The organism is Leifsonia sp. NPDC077715 (genome assembly GCF_040686855.1).
Taxonomy (GTDB): Bacteria; Actinomycetota; Actinomycetes; order Actinomycetales; family Microbacteriaceae; genus Leifsonia.
Genome location: NZ_JBFBOG010000006.1, coordinates 1 through 20,530, shown reverse-complemented (window position 1 = coordinate 20,530; position 20,530 = coordinate 1). Strand labels below are relative to the sequence as shown.

The window sequence follows — 20,530 nt, the reverse complement described above, 5'->3', positions numbered from 1 at the left end:
AATTGAGGGAAGTTGAGTGAGTATTTGCTTCCTTTACTATCTTTGATGTCGAAGGTCAGTGTGAACACATCACGGGTTTTAATTGCATCAATCCATGCTGCAGAGGTCGCTGAGAACATGAATGAAGCATTCGCTTCGATGTCCATCATCTTTTCAATATAGAACTCTGGTGTGTACTTGCCTGAGCCGATACAACGAACTGCTTCCAGATTGTTATTGAACGAAAGTGTCAGTGATTGCGTGCAGGCTTTACCTTGAATTGACTGGCCATTAATAAGCAAGTTTTCAACGTTTGGCATACTGACCAATGGACGGTTTGAGGCAGCTATTGGATTAGTAACTGGATTGACCTGTTGACGGGTGAATGAATTACCAACTAAACCAAAGTTACCTGTAATTTTTCCAGTTGTCTGAATGGTAATTTCACCCGTATTTACTTGAACACCACGATAAATAAAGACCTGACCCACATCTTCAAAGACTTTAACCAAGGTAAATGATTTACGTACTGTGCCGCCAAAGCTAAGCGCATTTGCTGCCCAGTTATTAAATGCAAGAGCACTTAAGAATAAGTCGAATGTACCAACTGACAATTCAAACTCTAACTGACCAGCCACTTCAGCTTCAGTAACCACACCTCCTTGTCGGAAGCGAGAATCTACCACTTCACTACTTTCTTCAGTTGAAACATTTTCTGATAAACCGTCACTCACACGGCGAACGGTATACCAGATCGGATTTGCTGGAGTAGTTCCCAGTACAGCTTCTTCACAAGCATATAATCGAATTTTTGCGCCTGAACTCATTTATTGTTCTCCAAAATTTAGGCATTAAAAAACCCGCTGTTTTAGCGGGTTATTAAAGTGTTTCATCTGTATCTGAGATTTCAGGCGGTTCAACACCAGCCAATGCTGCAGCTACTGCTTCAAATAAGTTGGTCGGCTGAAAATCGACGGGTGTTTCACTCAACGTTTCTTCAAGCTCTTGTTCTTCATGTAAGCGGATATCAATCCAGCGGCCTTCTGGAATATCGAGTGGATTTTCAAGATCAGCTACGATAGCTGCCTTTTCTACATCAAACTTACGCTTATAAGTCTTAATCGAAATGTCACCATTTTCTAAATTTGAATATTCAACAGCTACTATAGTATTGCCATTTGCATCTTTAGGGACTTCGATATACCAGCCTTCCTGGGCAAAACCTAATGAGCCTTTTAATAAATAATCACCGATATCTAATTTTTCAAAATTCAATGGTTGCTTTGCTGCATCGTCATTAAGCTCGATATGGCTATTAAATAGTTTAGCTATGGGGGAAGCAGATTTCACAAAGCCATTTGCATCAACAGTTGTGTTTCCCGTTGTACGAACAGTCTGCCAAGTTGCTCCATTAGCAATATTAAGTCCACCACGTACACGAAGCTCCCCTGAATCAAGAAAGCCCAACTGTGCAAATCGAGTAGAATTTCCTTTATAGGTTTGAATAATCCCATTTGCCCATCCGTTCGTAGTAGCTGTAGTTGTATACCAGGCAGCATTTACATGAAATTGAGTACTGTTAAGGTCAATACCATCGTATAGAGGAATTGGATTAAGTAATCCTCCATCTCCAACCTTTAAAACACGGCCAGATGTATTATCTTGGCTTGATGTTGTAAGTGCCGCTGTCGCAGCTGTACCGAGTCCTGTTACTTGAGACCAGTCTGGTGTTAGGTTTGGAATCCCGGAGGCAAAAGGCAGCATAAACTGTCGCTTACCTTGAGATGAGTTATATACAAAAGGTCGGTGGTCCCAACTAAATCTAAATAAAAGATTTGCCATTATGCCGTTACTCCATCAATCACTTGGAATACCAATGTTTCAGTATGTTGAATAACACCACCTACAACGGCCTTAATATCCATCTGACACAATCCTAATGGCCACGTTGTAGTACTTGCACCGGACTTAACATTTAGCCATCCCTTTTGTGTAGTTTGGCTTAATGCGGCGCATGTTAATGTTGCAATGGCTGCACCCTCTAAAGTCTTAACTTGAGAAGTAAATGCATACCCCGTTAGATCGATCGCTCGACGTACATCATTGGCTGGATATTGCAGCGCATCATCCATATCAACGAGCTGCAAATTTAAGTTGAATGTGTCACCACGCTTAAAGACAAAATTGCTCATATGTGATTCCTATAGACATAAAAAAACCACCCATGAGGTGGTAGTGAATAAGATGTAAAAAAACCGCCTATTAGCGGTCATTTAATTAAAATAATTTAAGGTTTGTAATCTAAATCAACACTTACTCCAGTAACTACATTGTGTTTTGATCCACCAAGACTACTAATATTTGCCAAACGGATATTCACATCTGAAACACAGAGTTTGTTTTCACTTTGCCACTTTTTCAGCTCAACTGACATTAAATCTTCCAAATGTCTTTCCAGTTCTTGCCGTTTAATTTCGATTTCTTCTAAAGTCAGCATACATGACATATCAATTTACCTTGTACCCAATCGAAACATTATACTGAATGAAGTCAGCATCTTGCCCAACAAAAATTGATTGTCCTTGTAAACATTCTAGATGATCGATTGAGTAATATTCAAAATGGGCAAGCAAAGCATCACTCAGCTTTGTGATTTCCATTATTCCTGAATTGGGACGAGCAAAGCATTGAACCATAATATTACCTGTACGGCGAGTACAAGGATTATCGGCTATTCCTGAAATAAAACTCGGACCGCCTACAATCGTTAAGCGACACCATAAGCCTTCCTTTGGTACTGTAAAACCTGCTGCATTGGGATACTGAATTCTTTCTTGTGAAATGCCGTCAAAACTTATCATATGGTCGATAATAGCTTGCCTTGTCTGCTCTAAAGTCATTGCCATATTAGCCGCCATACTTCTGAGAAATAAAGGTAAACGTGGTGTTATAAATACCTTGAGGTGCTTGATCAGACCAACCATTTTCTAAGCGTTCAGCATATGGCTTATTGTTTTGTATGTAGACCAAATTACCCAGCTTAAACTTAACGGCTTGAAGAGCTGCATCCTGCACTGCATTAGTTTCAGGTCCACGTACACCATAGTCACCTGATCCAATTGAAACGATATGAGAAGCTCTGTAGGCACCAGTATCAACTGGACTTGAAACTACTAATGACTGAACAACATCCATGGTAATTTTCTTTACCTTTTCCTCGGCTGTTTTAGCCACATCAAAGCTAAAATCAGTCGGCTTTTTTCCCTTCCATCCCATAAATTTCTCCATAAAAAAACCACTCAGATGAGAGTGGTTTTTTCTTTTACAAAAAGTTCTTAATTAGCATTTCCACAAATATCGGTGGTACCTGTTGGATATGTAAACTGCATATTTGCTTTATTAGTAATTAACTGTACTGAAACAGTTTTACCTAAAAATTTAGAATTAGGATTTGGTGATTGTATACCCACACCATTAAAGCCAATATTTTTAAGGGCATTCTCAGCAATTAAATTAAGATATCCATAATTTGTACCATTGATGATATACCCTACTTGTTTACTAACCTGATTAAAGTAAAGCCCAACTCTAACTTTGCCGTCTGAAGGCAAAGTAATAGGTATTAATTTTTGAGCGATATCTTTAACAACTACTGAACCCGAAGAATCTCGTGTTCTAGTAATTCCAATAAGTGTGACATAACTTCCATCTGCACGTGTTGAATCTTTATTCATTAATGCATAGCCTAGATCAATACTTATTTCATTTTTTAAATTAGAAGCACCCAAAATCTGAAAGGCCATTTGCTGAGTTTCATAACTGTCACCAAGCACCACATTTTTAAGATTTGAAGCATCAAAAACAAATTCTGTAGCAACAATATTAGTTCCCACAACGGCTTTATCTACTAGAGGAGTTTGGCTAGAAGTTATGCTTATAAGTTTGCTAGAAGTTACGACCTGATCTACAGGTGTACTTCCCACATAAGTAATTGTTGCTGTCCCTTTTTGCTCAGTAATACTAATTGGAGACATTAATTTTATCTGTCTTCCACCTGCAGCATTTTTAGCATCTACTTGAGCCTGAGTTGCATCAAAATTATAAGTACAGGCAGCATAAGTATTTATTGAAAGTCCACTACTGATTAATAAACCCAAAATAATTTTATTCATGTAATCTTCCTTTTTTATTTGAGCAAACAGTATAGCCAAGCATATAAAAAGATTGATTAAAAACTGACAAGCGGTAATTTTTACTTCTTTAAAAACTTTTTATTATTTAACTTCTAGCCAGCGTGTACTGAACATGCTGAAAATAGTGAGATATGCCATAAAGGGACATAATCTGTATTTATCATCTAAACTCCTCACTTGCGTCCATTAAAAAACCCACCGAAGTGGGTTTGAACTTATATCTATAAATTAATACTACAATTTGAATATCCGAATACATTTTGGTTCCGTATCCGCCTTGCTCGAAACTTTAATATTTAATCGATATCCATATTCCGGAAACAAAACTAAAAATTAGATAAATAAATGCAGCAATAATTACGGAAATAAAGACTATGATAATCCCGTCAGAAATATAATCTCTATTGGCATCATTCTCAGGATTTTCCTTGGGATTAAGTATCATTGGAGTATTTAAAGATTTTTTCGCCTCATAGAATCCCCAGCCTATTCCCAGCAACACAATTAGTATCGCAAAACCAACTCCAAGATCATAAATAACCTCTTCAGCAGCATATTTATCATTTGAAGCTGAAACACATTTATCAAAGTATTTTTTTTCAGTTTCAGAAAGTGTAGAGATGGCTTTTTGATCTTTAAACAGATCTTTAAAATGAATATTACATGTCTCAATAAATTCTTCTTTATCGTCAGTTCCATCTCCCTCGTAATTGCTTGGACGAGAAATATAAAGTGTGCTATGGATAGTTGTAGCCATATAATTTCATTAAATTTATAAAGAGATATTTAATTAATAGAAAATCAGTCAATTCAGCTATCTTTTTTCAGTAGCCTAACTATCTTCAAACTGAGTAATATTGCATATAAAGGGCCCACCTTCATCAAACTCCTCACCATTTAATAAGATATTAAATCTTCCACTGAAAGTACTGAGTGCTCGTACAGATCCGTTCTTTTCTTTTACTTCTAAATCACGACTTAATTTGTCTATTACAATGCTAAAACTTGGAGAGATAAGTGAGGTAATTTCTTTACAATATTTAATAGCTTCATCTTTAGAGGCTTGATAATTTCCTGAATGTTTTGAATATACATAAAGATCTCTCCATATTTTTTCGTCAAAACTCTGTGATAGGTAAAAATTCAACCATTTTTTATCATTAGTATGCTCATAATAGTAATCCGAACTTACTGGATTAAATCTTATAGACATTGGACGACCATAAGTTGACGTCTTCATCTCTGGGTATTTTGTTTTTATTTCTTTTGCATAATTTAAAAATAAGCGAGATTTGTAATCCTTGATTTCAGAAATTTCTTTATACGCATTTGAAATAGTAGTTGGAGTTAATTCTTGCTTCACTGGATTATTAACAGATGAACAACCTGATAATAAAATTATGCTCCATAGTAAAAATTTCTTATTCATAAAAATTCCTATATTTCGAGCTTAATAATATAGAATTTTTCCTATATTTTCCTCAACTGGCATTTCCAAATTGTCGCAGCAGGATCCTGCTGAATATGGATGATTCGAAATGAACCTAAGGCAGTTATCCACTCATCATCAATTTTAGGAATCATAGTCACTTCATTTTGCAGTATGGTAGCTTTCTTATCGGTGGCCAGTACTCCAAGTGCTTGGACCTCATATTGACTATATGAACCGAACAGAACGCCACGGCCAGAATAGTTTTCTTTAACTTCAACATAAGTTTCAGTTTTAGGATCCCAATTCGTTTTAGAGTTCCGCTCACATGTAAAAGTATGAACGGCATCCGCTAAACCATCATTAAATGCTTCGGCAATTTCTGCCTGAATTTCGTCACGTAAGCTCATTATATTTTCCTAACAAAAAATACGCGTTTCTGTTTGCAATATGGTTTGATCAAATCAAGAATAAATTGCTCAATCGCACTCAGTTTTACTGATCCGTCCTGATATTCCTTTTCGGTCTCAACCGTATCAGCCTTTACTTTCTTGCGCTTTAAAGCTTGTTCCTGTCCTTGATATAAATCACCTTTAATAATCCCCTTGATGATTTGATATGAGGCTGTTTTCAGTGGCTCAGGAACGAGTGTGGCATTTTCATAAGGTTTAACATTACGTGCTAAGAGATAAGCCTTTGACATCTGAAGGTATTGAGCCTTATCACTGGCAGATAAAGCATCAAAGCCTTCAACATGTTCTATCGCTTCTTGTTCAGTGATAAAGCTCATGGATTATTCCTTTGGAATTAATGCTAAAAGCTCGTCTTTTTTCGCACCTGACTCAAATGCAATACCTTTTTCAGTTAATACAGCACGAAGCTCATCAACTTTAAGCCCTGCGTAGTTGATTGGTTGAACTTCACTTGGCTTTTGATCGCCTTCCGGGGGTTGATTTCCTTCACCAGATTCAAGCTCAGCAATACGTGCTTTCATTGCCTCAGGATCATTCTGAAAGGCAATAAACTCACCTTTTAAGGTTGCCAATTGTTCTTCGAGTTCAGTTACTTGTGCTTGTGTCATTTGACGTTCTCTCATGCGGTTAAATGCGGATAGGCCCATTGATTTATCTCCAAAAGAAAAGGCGGATAATTCCGCCCGTCTTTATTTAACTTTATGCTTAAACGCCACAATACGAATCTGTTTTGGATCGTAGACGCGTTCCCAGTTGGTATCAGTAGAAAGACCTGCATTATTCGGTGCAACACCCATTGCACCAGCCCATTTGATGCCACGAGGATGCAAGACAAAGTGACGACGGTTAATGAGGATGTCTGAGCCTGCGAGACTATCTCGGTCAGTCTCAACCCCAACAGGAGCACCGATATCCTGAAACCCGATAGCGCCTTGTCCGAACAGGAATGATGTGAATACATCACCATCAACTGGCATACCATCATCGACAATCACACGACGATCCATGAAGGTTTTGTAGAGCACTACGCCATCTGCATCACGTACGGTTTCAATCAGGCCCTGTTTGGCTAGTGCAGCCATGGTCGCCGAATGCATGGCAATAGCCGTTAATTTATCGACTGCATCCCCAAGCTTATATGAGGCATCAATAAATGAAACACCATCAATAACGGCTGCGGCTCCAGTACCAGCAGAGATGTCATGTGTATTGCTTGCCATACTTGCAGAACCGAACACACCTTTAAGTGTATTCACGGTAAAGCCTTGAAACTCACGGGCCCAGTAATCAGCAACTAGATCACCAACTGCGCCAAGAGGATCGTCACCAGATAAAGCTTTAGCAAGGTCATTGGCACCCCAAGCCTTACCACGTGCATGTAAAATGGCAATATCCTGACCCGCTGCAATGTTGTTTACGGTTAAAGGGGTCGCATCTGAAAGTACTTCAGACTCACCATCTAAATCGTTCCAGAACGGGATATTTACGGTAGATCCACCTTGTGTGCCGAATGCAACTTCAACATCCAGCTCCCCTACAATTCCCGACTGCCATAAGGCAGATTTCTTGGCAGTTTTATTTAAAACGTACTGAGTGAATAACTCGGGTACGATGACATCAGCAATTTTTGTCTCAGCCATTAGGCTTAACTCCTTAAAGATTAATACCGTGTTTTGCCGCTAGCTCTTTAGCAAGCTGCGGATTTTCATTTCGTAATTGAGCAAGTTTGGTCAGGTTCACTGAACCATCTGGCTTGGTGATATCGACCTGTCCTTTTGTATTGGTGCTACCTGGTGAACCTGTACCATTGGCTTTAGGCCAGAAATAAGGCTTTTGCTCACGTAAGGTTTCGACCCATTCTTTTGGTGATAACGGCGTCTTACCGTCTTTACCAATGATCACTTCACCTTGTGCGTCGACTGCTACGGCCTTACCGTTTTCATCGAGTACAAATTTAGAATGGGCAAGAAATGCGATATCAGCTGTTGCTTCCGGCAAAGCCTCCAGTTCAAGAGCAGCCTGTACAATCTGGCTCTGAACAACCGATTGCTTGAACTTGTTGGCATAAGCTTCTGCTTTATCGGCCCGTTCTTTTTCGGCATTGAGCAACTTGTCATGCTGTTCACGCATCTTCTCGGTGCGCTTCTGGATGACTTCACTCACCTTGCCTTCGGCAATTAATTTCGCGTCTTCATCCTGCTCCAGTTGGGCAAACAGTTTTTTGACTGTTTCAGGATCAATACCTTCATACTGTTTTTGAAGCTTCTGGAGTTCCTGCTTTGCTGTCTTGGCGGCATCACGCTCGCTTTGAAGTGCAGTTTTAAGTCCCTTCGGATCTTCGTAGCCATCCAGATCAAGGCGAAACTTCCCGTCTTCCTCGACATATAGACCACGATGTTCTTCTTTAACGTCATCCAGTGAATCAACAATAAATGGCAGTGACATGTTCAAACCTCTCGTTTGATTAAGTTGAGCCTTATCTCAAGGCAATAAAAAACCGCCCGAAGGCGGTACGTTGTAAGAGTGCGATTATTTCAGCGCCAAAATAATCGCGATAACAATGATTCCTAAGGCTAAGCCCAAATTGGTAATTGACTGCATTAGTCCTGCACGGTCAGCACCTTTCTCGCTCATTTTCCCATCTACCTTTAGTTCAGTTTTTGATGTATGCTTATGCACAGAGATATTTCTCCTTAACTTTCACCAGTTGAGTTGAATTAAAAAGCTCATGATTGCCGTCATGGGCTTTTTGCTTTTTAGAACTTCTATCCTCTATTCTTGATATTCGAACTTTAGGTTTGTTGTGTAATTTCAGGGATAAAAAAACCACCCTAGAATTAAGGTGGTTTTCTTTTACTCATCTAGATTAAAAGTGGCTGCATCTTAAGTTTTAACTCTTCAACTTTGTGTTTTGCTTTCGGCTTATATTGCTTACCAACTAAACATAAGGTTCGACCCGCTTTAGATGCAATGTCCGTCAAATTCTCAAAGTCTAATACTGCTCTATTAAACTGATCTATTAAGTTAAAAGCAGATTGTCGTAATGCTTTTTCACATTGGATAAAGTAACGACGTGCAATTCTCCCCTGATCATTGTTTTCTACCATTGATAGTTCTTTGGCAACATCTAAGGTCAAAAGATAATCCGTTTGTCTTGCTTTACCTTTTTGGCCATCTTTTCTTTGGGTTTCGGAAATTACCGAAAGGCAAGCAAAGTCTTCATTTTCAATGAATCCATATGTTTTGATTCGTTTCTTTATCCAATCAGCAAAACGATCTCCACTTTTCAGCCATTGATGTAAAGTACGGGCATCAACACAAGGTTGAACCTCTCCACCAATTGTGGCATCCACAACTGGAATTAAAGTATTGTGTAATGTTTGGAATTTATGCATATGCAAGACCTCTAACAGAGTTCCGCCAAGCTGCAAATTAAGAAAAATAGAAATAAAGATAAATTTTTATAGTGCTAAATATTAATCCGCAACAATCTACACCACCAAACATAATTTTTAGTGAAATAAATTGAAGGTTTCCCAAAGTAAACATTTTGTTTACTTGTTTAAACCAGTGGTCTAATATTTACTAACCTAGGTTATATTTTTAATCTTTACATCTAAGTTCTCTTAGTTTGTGCCTTCCGACGGCGTTTAAAAATTTCGGTATTCCGTAATTGGCGTTACGAGATACCACCTGAACCAGCAAAAGGATCAAGTATTGGCGTACTTGGTCCTTTTTCTCTTTAAACGAGCAAAAAAAATGCCTCGCTTAATCATTGATTTGGTTTCATCTTTTTACTTTATAAGAGTTATCAAGAAATAACTAGTCTTGGCAACATTCAACTGCGTTAAATCACGTCGTGCAGCATCATCCAGATACTATTTTTTATCCATACTTTATGAACAAATCTAAAAAAGAATTTAATTAGGACAAAACTAGACAAAACTAGACAAAACTAGACAATTATTTTAATTTTATATGCCATTTATAATTAAATTTCTAAAAATATTAATTATTTAATTACATTTTTTAGATACATTTATTTACAAATTCACCGCTCTTTCGAGCGGTAAATCTTAAACTTAAGAATGAAAAATGGCTGACTTACCACATTCATTTAGATCTTTAAACCCAATCTCATCTTTATGCCAGTCATGAGTTTTAGCTAATTCAAATATAGGCATGTAGACGTCTCGCCCTACCAACTGTCTTGCATCTTCAGCACCGAACTTAAAATGGTCATGGATTCCATGTCCCATAGATGGACCAAGTTTTCGGATAGATTCGCCAAACTCTGACCACCAGTGATTAAGCCAAAGCATATGGCGAGCTATAGAATCTACATGTTTAGATTCATATTGCTGTTTCTTATCGGCTTGACTATATAAAGCAATCAAGTGATGCACATACTCAACGGCGACTGGAATCACATCGTACGGGATTTCGTCGATGCTCTTAACATTGAACCGTTGATGTACTAATTTATATGCTTCGCTATAGTTCAAGTGCTTGGTTTTAGAGACAAGCATATTTACAGCGCTGGTGAGTGGTTCACGTTCTGACTTATGTGTTTTGGACAGAATATCTTTTCGATGGAAGTAACAATCTTCTAATTGCTCAAACACTTCCCAAGCTTGGTCTGTGTCTAGCATCTTGGCATGACGTGCAGCACCACGTTCTGTCCAGATTGTTAATGCTCGTGCATTTGGACTGACTATCTTTAAGCTAGTTAGTGCTTTTTTAAAATTTCTTAATTCTTCACCAACTAATTTAAAAAAATGTTTACCTTCAACAAAACGTTCCAAATTTCTTATGTGGTTTTGTTGGATACGAATATTTTCAGTTCCATATAAGTCTGCCAGCATTTCAGTAGTGACCACTGGAATAGTCTTATAGTTAATAACGGAAATTTCTTTATCATTTATTTTTGCAATAGTATTCATATATCACCCTACGGATATAAGCCGCCCCTAGTGAGCATGCTTCCTACTGTAATAATGTACCTAAATTGAGGTACAAGTCAATATTATTCCTACTTATGCTTGATTTTTTATTGAATCAAATACCTGTTGCAATTTTTCAGCATATGCTGCGGTATTTTTACTATTAGAATTTAATAGCTCTATAACTTCAGTCCACAAACCTTTTGGAATGGGTCTATCTCCAGAGAGCCATTGACGAACGCGTCTAGCATCTACATCAATAGCTCTTGCAAAATCAGTCTGCCACTGAGTGCCATAGAGCAACTCACCAGCTTGTCGTAACTGTTCTGGAGTCATATGAGTGCTATCGATTTGTTCAGACATAGAGACAAAAGTTCCAAAATATAAAAAGGCTATAAAATATAGAAAAACTATAAATTTATAGCCTATTTTATGCATAAATACGTAAAAATATAAATATTTCTATATTTTGATAGAGAAATCTATTTATATCTATTTATATTGTTTTAGCAAAATTACGCATATCGTCAAAAAACATACGGGGTGTCCAACCTTTGGTTAATTCTGAAATAAAGAATTCATCAATTAAGTCTATAGCTAACCCTGCGCCAGCTCCAACTAATGCGCCAGCAGGCCCACAGAAAGCTCCAACTCCTGCACCGATTGTTGTCATTAAACAAGATTTCACGAATCTCCCCTCATCTGACTGTAAAAATCCTATCGGTCTTGTAATTTCATCCATATAAGCTTTAGATATTTCATTAATATCAGTTGTATTCGAGAATTCTTGGACCCAGCTTCTAAATTTTACGGAATTTTTCGAATGTCGAATTTTAATCATGTGCTGTAAAGGATTTTCTATATTCATACCTAAAGTGTATAAATCTGGGAAACATTCAAGCTCAAAGATTTTTGCTGAAAAATCCTTAACCTCTGATTTTACTATTTTATTTATAGAGTCACTATACAATCGCGAGAATTTGGAAACATCATTTGATACCAAATTTTGAGAAATTAAAAATTTATGCTCAAGAATAGTAGATGCGCATTCAGTAATTTTAGTTTTTTGCTCTTTATTTAATTTATGTATATCCAAGCCTTCGCTATTAAACCCAATTAATGAGGTTTTATTCGAGTGGAATGCTGAAAGTGTTAATGCTGATGCATCATGTTCAAGATTATCTTGAGGGAGCACATATAAATCTCGAACTTTATTAGTAAGCATTTTTTTTGTTTTTTCATTAATTCCATTTCTCATCCAGTTAAATCCGCTCTTTATTGATTCAACTGGATCGGAATGTACTGCCGAATTAACCCTTCCTGCTGCAATGGGAACTACGCCTTCAATATTATCTACCATTTGAACTATCATAGGTGTCCACAAAGTAAAAGATAAGGCATCTCTTTCTAATAGTTTCTCAACATTTTGCAAGCCTAGATTATTAATAAGAAATACTAAGGGAATATTTTCTCCATAAACTTTCAAGTTTACTTTCTCGTTTAGAAGAAAACTTTCAAATAATTCTGCTTGAAGTTTTTTATACCGCCATTCTGCTAAAAGCACATCTTGCTGTGTGATTTTAACCTCATCTTTAACGAAGTACTTTCGACAGTACTCGTTTAAGCTATCATTATATATCGCACTCATTATATTTTTTAAATTCAGTTACTTTGAATAATTTAACAATACATTATTTTTTGCAAATAACTCAATAAATTCCTCTACTTTCAAATTAAGCATAAATTCCTCTGTTTGCTTATCATAACCTCCTTAAGATAGGAGAAAGGCAGGCTCCCAATTGTATTACTTACCTTTTTCTATCTTGATTTTATTAAAATCAGCTAGGAACCTTTAAAAGCCCTCTCATCCAATACTCTTAACTCATCCAAAGTGTACAAGCGCCCTTCTGGATCAAAGAACTTTTCAAAATCAAATTTCCCTTCTTTATAGAGTTTAAAACGCTTTGGACCGAGCCATTCTTTTTGAAAGAAATCATCTGTCTTCTTGAAGAACTCTCTAAACGTAGTATTAGCATCCATTTGTCCGATTAACTGGCTACGCTCGTCCTTAAGAATGTCCTTAACTCTTCGCTCATCCATTACAAATGGGCGTTCTCCTACCAGGCGACCATCTTTCTCAACGGGAACCAGAATACTGCGGCAATTTGGATGCAACGGCGGTACACGCTTTGCTGGGTCGTTTATTCCCCAGACAGTACCATCTAATGAAGCACAAAGTTTTGAGGTTCTACCATCCAGCGTTGCAACCAATCTTACGTATGCAAAGCCAATCTGGTTGAAGCTATTCAGATAAGCTTGATTCGCTACATGGCTGCGAACCGTTCTTACTGTCCGATCGATATCAGTCTTCGAACTAGTTAATAGACCATCCTCAAAATTAAGACGTTTGGTACCGCGAATACGCTGAACAATTTCCTGATTCGTTTTACCTAAGCTAATTCCATCGCGAATCGCATATTCAACTTTTTGGCGGGCAGTCTCAGCAATCTTTGATAGAAGATCATCAACCAATGCTCCACCTACTAAGGGTACTTTTTTGGCTGCTGAATATAGCTTTTCACCGTTTGGCTTTTTAATCTTGCTACCGTATAGCTTAGCTGTGTAATTCGCTTCATATACAGCCAATGCTGTAGCAGATACGGCGAAGGCTTCTGGCAATGAAGTATTTATTGCCGTAAACCACTGAGAGATTAAGTCACGAATCTCTTTGAGATTAGCCGTGGTGTACTGGCCACCAGCAAGTGCTAATTTTTCAGAATCATTTAGCTCATCCAGCAAGTCCCGAAGCTTTGCCAACATCAAAGCCGACTCATCATTAAAAATCTTTAATAACTCATTCACTGTATGAGAAGAAGCGCGATATAAGTACGCCTGATGTTGTGTAAGTACTTCGATTAACGTTTTATCTTTTGAAGCCATTTAACACCTCTAAAGCGACATACTATCTCGCTCACCTTCAACACGTTTTAATTCTTCCTTAAAATCATGAGCTGGTAACTTTCCAGTAGCGATATATTCCCAATATGTCTGGAACGAGTTCTTCCCTGCCAGAGCTCCCTCATAAAGTTGTTTAGCAAGATTGATGTCATACTGCTGAACGATAAATTCAGGTTCTACTGTAAATGTATATTTGGTTGCATCCAGCTTTAACCACTGAGCAGCGTATTTAATTGCCTGTTCGATCGCCTGAGCTGCACACATCACAATACTGTGTAAGCTTGCATGCTGGTCATCCTGACGTGCACGGCGAGCTTCACCTGATTCTTGTGTGTTGGTATCAATGACCTTTGCACCTGCTTCTAATGCTGCATTTTTCTGAGCATCCATTTCACTCTTAGTCAGTTCGATACCATTTCCAGAAATCTCTAAGTAACCGCATTGTGATTCCTTAGGTAGACTCCAGACAGCCATAACACCCGTAACACTAATATCATCATCTTCATCCCCGTCTAAACCATTAATCCAAGGCTGAGGATGAGCTGTGTGATGAAGTGACTGAAAATAGTCCGCGCTGAGCTGGTAATACTTGAGTGCTGCTTTTGCCATGGTGAGCAATGGTACCGTACCAACTTGTGGAGAATTATCAGTGGTACCGCAGAAAACAAAGGGTGTAAAAGAAAGCTGATTACCACCAAGATCTGGTGTTTTATCCTCTTCGTAAGACCCATCAAACAAACGGACCGCTAAGGCTCCATCATCCATAGATAGAACGCGGTGGACCGTTTTAGTATCATGACCAAACTCATCTTCGCTATTATCAAATTGCTCCTCGAGCACTAACAGCTTTAGATCCTTGCGACCACCAATACTGTTTTCCTTCCAGTTAATAATGGATAAAGCATCATAAAGCGCGAAGTAAGGCACACCTTTAGCATCTACATCAACAAGTAAGCCGCAGCGACCATACTCCAGTAATTCTAGGCAAATACGGATAAAGAGTTGTTTAAGCCCAAAACCATCATTGGTTGCATTCTCTATCAAACCCTTTAAAAGAGAGCTTTCAATTACGATGTTTGGTTCAAGCTTTGAAACTAAACCAATCATCGTGCGTAATGAATCTTGAACCCACAGTGGATACTGAGCTCGACTGAGATAGGCTTTATAAATCTCTCCAGTCGTATCTCCCTGCTTCTCTGCTTCGATCATCCCAGCTGATTTAGGAAGATACTTGGTTTGTGCCTGTTTAATCTGCTCTTCACCAGCAACGGCGTCGCGCATAGCCAACCAGACTTTTTGTGCAGCAATATACTGCGGATGTTTATCAGTAACTGCCATAAAAACACCAATAAAAAAGCACCTATAAAGGTGCGTTGTTTAACGAGAGAATCCGGCAATCGTGCGCCGCTTAAATACTTTTTGAATGATGATTGGGAAACGCTTAGCTAGTGGATAGCCTCCTGCATCGCCGACATGGTCCAATCCAGCACCCTTGTCTGGCATTCCAAAATCATCATAGACTTGCTGCTCCAAAGTGGCAGTAAAGTTAGGACACTTATTTGTGTTCACTTTTAAATATCTTTCACCTTCAGCATTAAGGATCTGGGCATTCACAGCATTGATGCGGTCTTTAATACCCGGATTAACACCATTCACTTCAACCTTGAATCCATTTTTCTTTAGAATTGCATGATCAGATTCGCTAAAGCCCTTTGAAGACGTTGCCTGACCCGAAGCATCAGGTATCACGGTAACATCGTGTTCTGAAAATCGTTCCTTGATCAAATAACACATAGTCGGTGTATCCCTCACCCCAACCAGTTCATCTAAAGCTCTCGGCTTTCCATCTCTAATGACATAGACAACAGCAGCCATTTTCAGAACGTTAAAGTCCATACCAATGAGTAAAGGTTCACTTTGCTTAATTTCCTCATCCGTATGATTTAAAACTCGATCAAAGTCCGGGTAAACAGCGCCGCTGGTTAAGTTGACAAACTGCCCCCTTAAGTAAGCGGAAATCAGTTGTGGAGGATAAGACTCATAAAGCGATGAAATATAGTCATCTGGTAAATTGGCTTCATTGTCATAGGTTGAAGCCTGAATCATGCCGTAAAGTGCCCGTTTAGCCTCTGATTTATTTGCCTCTTTTACAAACTGCTCGTATGTAAACTTAAAACCTTCTGGTGTGGTGGCCACATCAATACCGTTGAGCAAACCAGCTTGTTTAAAGCGCATACGTGCAATGATCTTACGCCAAGCCTGTTGTGCCTTGACCTTAGCCATAACATCAAGCTCATCAATCAAGGCATGACCAATTTTAAAACCTACAATCGTTGCTGGTTTCTCCATAGATCGACATATGATTGTTGTTCGATACTGGCGACCATAATAAATATCTACTTCTTTATTGGTTTCATAGACCTTGGTTTTAAGTCCCCAATCAAATGCAACTTCATCAATGGTAGGAAAGAAAATGTCACGAATCTGAGGGTAAGTGGGAGCAAAGTAACCTAGAGGTACTTTTGGGAACTCCCAAGCTTTGTTACATAAACTAGAGCAGCCTACCCAAGTCTTACCAGATCCAAAGCCCGCCACAAATGCGCGGAACTTCTTATCCATCTGCAAAAAATTAGCCTGAGGTACATTCAGCGTCGGATTGATGTTCGGCATCTTTTTTACTCGCATCTACAACTTGAATGGTTACTTTGACCGGTGTTGGATCCTCCTCCTCATCACCCGCCCTCATCTTTTCAATCTCAAGTTGTTTTAACTCAACATTTAAAAGCATCAGGTCGTAACCGTGCATTTCTTCCCGAACTTGTTTAATAATGCCCTGCTTCATAAGTCTATTGTTCTTCCAGTCTTCATAGATCTTCTGGAGCTCTTTAAGTCGGTAGGCTTTATTAGCTAGCGGAATGTCATAAATATTCTTCTTAAAGTCTTCTCTCGTCTTATTAAATAATGCAGTCAATTTCTTACTTAATGCTCTACATGTTGCTTTTGTAGGATCGTAAGAAGCTACCTGCTGACGAGTTAATTCGATGTTAAATTCTTCTCTTACGGCTTCTACAACTTGTTGAGGGGTTTCAAAGCAAGCAAGAGACTGAACTATAAAGATTTTTACAGGCTCTTTTAGTGTTGCCATAACTTCCCCTTCGTAAGACTACGTAAGACTAAATAGGCAAAAAAAATCCCCTATCTAGGGGATCATCTTAAAATGTCTTAGAGCCTCTTCAACTTTATTTCTATGCTTTAATGGACATGGTTTAACTCTTTCTTTACCTTGCCGATTAGTACGCATTGTTATTCCATGTTCCGATTTAACATGAGCAATCCAACAGGACTGAGCTGTAATTTGGTGATGTTCCTTTATATATTCTTGAAGCTGCTTATAAGTGGCCATGATTTTCTCCTAGTTTTCTTAAACCTACTGAAAACTAATTGTATTGAATATCTTTAATGTGATGCTTTTAGTACATTAATTAATCACACAGTTTCCACAGCATTTAGAAACATCTAAATTCGAAACAAACGGCGGGTTTTGAGCGACTTCAATAAGCCGCTTAACATTCTTACTTGGTCCCCAGCGTTTAACTACACCAATAAACTCTTCAACATCGTGACCTGCTAAATAATGCTTAGGTAATCCAGTTGAGCTGCTAAAGATCATCTCGCCGTCTTCATCACGTTCTACACCTATATGGTAAAGTTCATGCTCAAGCAAAGCACAGAATTCACTATCGTTAGCTTTATCGCAAAAGGAAGCATCGATCGTAATCAGGTAAATTGGTATAAATCCGAACCAGTCCCGCATCTGTTGCTCCTGTCTAGCTTTACGCCAGCCTCCAACATTAAACATAACCTTTTCACATTGCCCTAGAACCATAGCTTGTTTGCTTTTATATGCAGAAGAAGCCCAAGCAAATGCTAGGAACTCTTCATTGTCGTGAATTAATTCAGCAATATGATCGTGATCGGGGTTATGTAGTGGTCCGCCAATAGTTAAAAAGTTTGTGATCACCCAATTCATTAAGTCAGGTGCTGGAGCCAATCTAATTGCTTCATCCTCTTCGGCTTTATCAATCAAGTCCTGAGGAGGAAATGGTCTGATCTGATCCATTTTCTATTCTCGCTATTTCACTTTTTATCCAGTTGATTGCATAACCTGATTCAATTTGATGAGGTTCAAGGCGCTCAAATACATAACCCCGATCTAGAGCTAGATCATACTTATTAAATGAATTTGCTATCTTTGTTCCACCGCGACCAACTGCCCAAGGACTGCCAGCAATTTCTATAAGAAGATTCAACTTCACAATATAAAAATCGAATCTCCAATTTTTAGTTGATTCAAATTGAAATTTTCTTCGATAACCAATTCGATGCTCTTCTAATTCTTGAAATAACGTTTCTTCAGCTTCAAGATATTTTTCTTTAGCCTTAGGCAAAGGTCTGCTTTTAGATTTTGTTTTAGGTTCTTTTTTTCTTGTAAGCCAGAAGTAGACATCAGAATCCATTAATTACACCTATAAAAAAACCGCCTTTCGGCGGTATGGGTTATTTGTTCTGAATAAATTCTCTTGTCCAATTTAATGTTTCCATTGCCTCAACATGAATCAGTTCCATATCTTTCAGCTCATGATATCTATTTTCAATTTCCTCTAAAAATAGGGTTGAAAATTTAGGATCGATTTTATTCATTGCATTCGCAAAACTTGCAGATAATGCTGCAATTGCAAGATTTGTTTGGTTTATTGGATTCTCTTTTGGCATGGTTATTTTTCTTAACTGTGATATAGAAAAATGAATATATCGTAGTTGTAAAACTATTCCAACACCCAATCAAAATCAACTAACGTTTTCACGTAATACTCAATTACATAACATATGTAAGTAATTTAAGTATTTAGTGAGTTAAGTTTGGAAAAGGCAAACTAGCTCAATACAATAATGGCTCTTAATAAAAATATCAAATCTACTTGCTTTCTAACCTGATTATAAAAACCATCAAAGAAGATTTAAGTTATGGTTTTTGCCAATCTGAGATAATCTCATTATATAATTTTGAATCATAAGCCCTTCTGATCTTTTCTAATAAATCAGATAAAGCATGTTCAGAACTCAAATTTGATAAGCTACGAATATCTCCTTCATAAATACAGTCTTTCGGCTTATAAATTAAACTTGCTGTAAACTTTCCCGTATTTATATCATCCCCATAGAAAATATAATATGCATCTACTTTAATCGGAGTATCAGCAAATTCCTTATTTTCAAAAATTTCAAGTCGTTTATATGGCATTTTTATTTAGCTCTTTAATATTTAAGAAAAAATTTTAACAATAAGTATTCTGCTTTTCAAGTTTAAATAATATCTTAACCAAAATTCATACCCATTAAGATTCGTTTTATCAGTAATCCGTTTAACTAATTTAATTAAAGTAACTATCTACTCTCGCTTTCACTTTAAGATCTAAATCTTCCTGCATAAAGAAACAATCCCGATATTTTTCAGTCAAAAAATGGATGAATTTCTGTTTATCTGGAATAGTATGTGCCAACATTATTTGTGCTGAAGCTGTGATTAAATTATTAGATTGTCTCATTAGAGTCAGGACAAGATTCTCATCAAAACCTATCTCATCGCGAGTAAATGAATGTTTACCTGTATGGACAAATGAATTTAGTTGGTTGAGATGATACTTTTTAAACTCAACAAACATATTAATTACAGGTTTAGCTGGCAAATCAGCTTTTTGAAGCATTTCCAACATTTTACTTAAGGATGGGCATGTATCTTTGTCAAACTGCTCGTCAAAAGTATAGCCAAAACTTAATTTTGAAATTTGAAAATTAGATGCACAAAACAATAACCAGTAGGCCCTTACCGCAGACTCAAACTGAGCACGTGATAAAACCATTGCTTGAATTGGCATTTCTAATGTTAATAAGGTGTTAACCCCAATTCCATGTTCAAATGAAATATATATACATTGCTCAACCAAATCTAATCGCGGCCCACAATCAATCACTTCGCTATTAATGATCTCATCTTTAAGTTCCAAAATCATTTCTAATGATTTTTCTAAAAGGATTCCCCGTTCCATAAAATTTCTATAAATTATTTTAGTGAAATCAAATATTACATTAAAAAACCCGCTTCAAAAAGAAACGGGTCACAAAAACAAAAACTTTCAGCGCAGTGTTTGATATGAAATATATATGGATATTCGTATATACGCAACTACAAATTCATATTTCAAAATTCTATAAAAAAGTCTCCCTATTTGAGGAATTTTTAAATCAAAAATTTATATCAATATTGTCTAGAATAGATGACGCAAACTCGACTACATCTTTTCCGATTTCTACAATCAAATCTGCCACATCGACAGGATCTGGATTCACAGAATTAAGCACTGAGTTTTCTTGCTTTTGTTCGTTCTCGGTACCTAATTGCTCAACATTATTAATCTGTTCAATTTGATTTGGCATTAGGCTAACTATTCCTCAAAAGTCTGAAATCGCGGTGGAGCAAATAATGCCGTCTTATCC

At 37.5% G+C, this 20,530-nt stretch carries 29 protein-coding genes; all 29 read right to left on the bottom strand.

Annotation, left to right across the window (positions count from 1 at the left end):
• On the bottom strand, positions 1–806 hold an 806-nt coding region (locus AB0P25_RS19195), incomplete at its 3' end, for a phage tail tube protein (RefSeq protein ID WP_363809522.1).
• A 52-nt stretch (positions 807–858) separates the two neighbouring features.
• Entirely contained in the window at positions 859–1,821 is a 963-nt protein-coding gene (locus AB0P25_RS19190) for a hypothetical protein (RefSeq protein ID WP_363809521.1), read from the bottom strand.
• Positions 1,821–2,171 (bottom strand): hypothetical protein, encoded by a 351-nt coding sequence (locus AB0P25_RS19185; protein WP_363809520.1) that lies wholly within the window; start codon positions 2,169–2,171, stop codon positions 1,821–1,823. Before AB0P25_RS19185 ends, AB0P25_RS19190 begins: the two co-directional genes overlap by 1 nt.
• A gap of 95 nt (positions 2,172–2,266) precedes the next feature.
• A complete protein-coding gene (locus tag AB0P25_RS19180) occupies positions 2,267–2,476 on the bottom strand; it encodes a hypothetical protein (RefSeq protein WP_002043628.1) in 210 nt (69 codons plus the stop codon).
• Positions 2,477–2,486: 10 nt separating this feature from the next.
• On the bottom strand, positions 2,487–2,963 hold the full coding sequence (locus AB0P25_RS19175; protein ID WP_363809518.1) for a phage tail terminator-like protein: 477 nt from the start codon (positions 2,961–2,963) through the stop codon (positions 2,487–2,489).
• Complete coding sequence (locus AB0P25_RS19170) at positions 2,887–3,255, bottom strand: hypothetical protein (RefSeq protein WP_363809517.1); 369 nt, start codon at positions 3,253–3,255, stop codon at positions 2,887–2,889. Before AB0P25_RS19170 ends, AB0P25_RS19175 begins: the two co-directional genes overlap by 77 nt.
• 59 nt (positions 3,256–3,314) lie before the next feature.
• Positions 3,315–4,151 carry a DUF4882 family protein gene (locus tag AB0P25_RS19165; RefSeq protein ID WP_199976269.1) on the bottom strand — a complete coding sequence of 279 codons (837 nt, stop codon included), beginning with the start codon at positions 4,149–4,151 and terminating at the stop codon, positions 3,315–3,317.
• 310 nt (positions 4,152–4,461) lie between these two features.
• Positions 4,462–4,929 (bottom strand): hypothetical protein, encoded by a 468-nt coding sequence (locus AB0P25_RS19160; RefSeq protein ID WP_363809516.1) that lies wholly within the window; start codon positions 4,927–4,929, stop codon positions 4,462–4,464.
• A gap of 75 nt (positions 4,930–5,004) precedes the next feature.
• Positions 5,005–5,601 (bottom strand): hypothetical protein, encoded by a 597-nt coding sequence (locus AB0P25_RS19155; protein WP_363809515.1) that lies wholly within the window; start codon positions 5,599–5,601, stop codon positions 5,005–5,007.
• Positions 5,602–5,642: 41 nt separating this feature from the next.
• A complete protein-coding gene (locus tag AB0P25_RS19150) occupies positions 5,643–6,011 on the bottom strand; it encodes a hypothetical protein (protein WP_363809514.1) in 369 nt (122 codons plus the stop codon).
• Positions 6,011–6,391, bottom strand: a complete 381-nt coding sequence (locus AB0P25_RS19145; RefSeq protein WP_363809513.1) for a hypothetical protein — start codon at positions 6,389–6,391, stop codon at positions 6,011–6,013. The genes AB0P25_RS19150 and AB0P25_RS19145 overlap by 1 nt, the downstream gene beginning before the upstream one ends.
• A gap of 3 nt (positions 6,392–6,394) precedes the next feature.
• Positions 6,395–6,682, bottom strand: a complete 288-nt coding sequence (locus tag AB0P25_RS19140) for a HeH/LEM domain-containing protein (RefSeq protein ID WP_363809511.1) — start codon at positions 6,680–6,682, stop codon at positions 6,395–6,397.
• Positions 6,683–6,763: 81 nt separating this feature from the next.
• Positions 6,764–7,714, bottom strand: a complete 951-nt coding sequence (locus tag AB0P25_RS19135) for a major capsid protein (protein WP_057065992.1) — start codon at positions 7,712–7,714, stop codon at positions 6,764–6,766.
• 13 nt (positions 7,715–7,727) lie between these two features.
• Positions 7,728–8,519: a hypothetical protein gene (locus AB0P25_RS19130; protein ID WP_363809510.1), complete on the bottom strand. Its 792-nt coding sequence runs from the start codon at positions 8,517–8,519 to the stop codon at positions 7,728–7,730.
• Positions 8,520–8,935: 416 nt separating this feature from the next.
• Positions 8,936–9,427: an antA/AntB antirepressor family protein gene (locus AB0P25_RS19125; protein WP_363809509.1), complete on the bottom strand. Its 492-nt coding sequence runs from the start codon at positions 9,425–9,427 to the stop codon at positions 8,936–8,938.
• 729 nt (positions 9,428–10,156) lie between these two features.
• Complete coding sequence (locus AB0P25_RS19120; RefSeq protein ID WP_363809508.1) at positions 10,157–11,017, bottom strand: ORF6N domain-containing protein; 861 nt, start codon at positions 11,015–11,017, stop codon at positions 10,157–10,159.
• 93 nt (positions 11,018–11,110) lie between these two features.
• On the bottom strand, positions 11,111–11,380 hold the full coding sequence (locus AB0P25_RS19115; protein WP_238973338.1) for a helix-turn-helix domain-containing protein: 270 nt from the start codon (positions 11,378–11,380) through the stop codon (positions 11,111–11,113).
• Positions 11,381–11,513: 133 nt separating this feature from the next.
• Complete coding sequence (locus AB0P25_RS19110) at positions 11,514–12,665, bottom strand: hypothetical protein (protein WP_272372149.1); 1,152 nt, start codon at positions 12,663–12,665, stop codon at positions 11,514–11,516.
• Between the two features lie 194 nt (positions 12,666–12,859).
• The gene (locus AB0P25_RS19105; protein ID WP_363809506.1) at positions 12,860–13,957 is read right to left on the bottom strand and encodes a minor capsid protein; all 1,098 of its coding nucleotides are present in this window, start codon (positions 13,955–13,957) and stop codon (positions 12,860–12,862) included.
• A 9-nt stretch (positions 13,958–13,966) separates the two neighbouring features.
• Positions 13,967–15,313, bottom strand: coding sequence for a DUF4055 domain-containing protein (locus tag AB0P25_RS19100; protein WP_363809505.1), 1,347 nt, complete (start codon positions 15,311–15,313; stop codon positions 13,967–13,969).
• 39 nt (positions 15,314–15,352) lie between these two features.
• The gene (locus AB0P25_RS19095) at positions 15,353–16,645 is read right to left on the bottom strand and encodes a terminase family protein (protein WP_363809504.1); all 1,293 of its coding nucleotides are present in this window, start codon (positions 16,643–16,645) and stop codon (positions 15,353–15,355) included.
• Entirely contained in the window at positions 16,605–17,120 is a 516-nt protein-coding gene (locus AB0P25_RS19090; protein WP_363809503.1) for a DUF2280 domain-containing protein, read from the bottom strand. The genes AB0P25_RS19095 and AB0P25_RS19090 overlap by 41 nt, the downstream gene beginning before the upstream one ends.
• 54 nt (positions 17,121–17,174) lie before the next feature.
• Positions 17,175–17,378, bottom strand: coding sequence for a hypothetical protein (locus AB0P25_RS19085; RefSeq protein WP_363809502.1), 204 nt, complete (start codon positions 17,376–17,378; stop codon positions 17,175–17,177).
• A gap of 75 nt (positions 17,379–17,453) precedes the next feature.
• On the bottom strand, positions 17,454–18,095 hold the full coding sequence (locus AB0P25_RS19080; RefSeq protein WP_363809501.1) for a putative metallopeptidase: 642 nt from the start codon (positions 18,093–18,095) through the stop codon (positions 17,454–17,456).
• Entirely contained in the window at positions 18,055–18,492 is a 438-nt protein-coding gene (locus tag AB0P25_RS19075; protein WP_363809500.1) for a hypothetical protein, read from the bottom strand. Before AB0P25_RS19075 ends, AB0P25_RS19080 begins: the two co-directional genes overlap by 41 nt.
• A gap of 40 nt (positions 18,493–18,532) precedes the next feature.
• Positions 18,533–18,748 (bottom strand): hypothetical protein, encoded by a 216-nt coding sequence (locus AB0P25_RS19070; protein ID WP_363809499.1) that lies wholly within the window; start codon positions 18,746–18,748, stop codon positions 18,533–18,535.
• Between the two features lie 250 nt (positions 18,749–18,998).
• Entirely contained in the window at positions 18,999–19,277 is a 279-nt protein-coding gene (locus AB0P25_RS19065) for a hypothetical protein (RefSeq protein ID WP_363809498.1), read from the bottom strand.
• A 130-nt stretch (positions 19,278–19,407) separates the two neighbouring features.
• Positions 19,408–20,082, bottom strand: a complete 675-nt coding sequence (locus AB0P25_RS19060; RefSeq protein ID WP_363809497.1) for a hypothetical protein — start codon at positions 20,080–20,082, stop codon at positions 19,408–19,410.
• 196 nt (positions 20,083–20,278) lie between these two features.
• A complete protein-coding gene (locus tag AB0P25_RS19055; protein WP_363809496.1) occupies positions 20,279–20,470 on the bottom strand; it encodes a hypothetical protein in 192 nt (63 codons plus the stop codon).
• Positions 20,471–20,530: the final 60 nt, after the last annotated feature.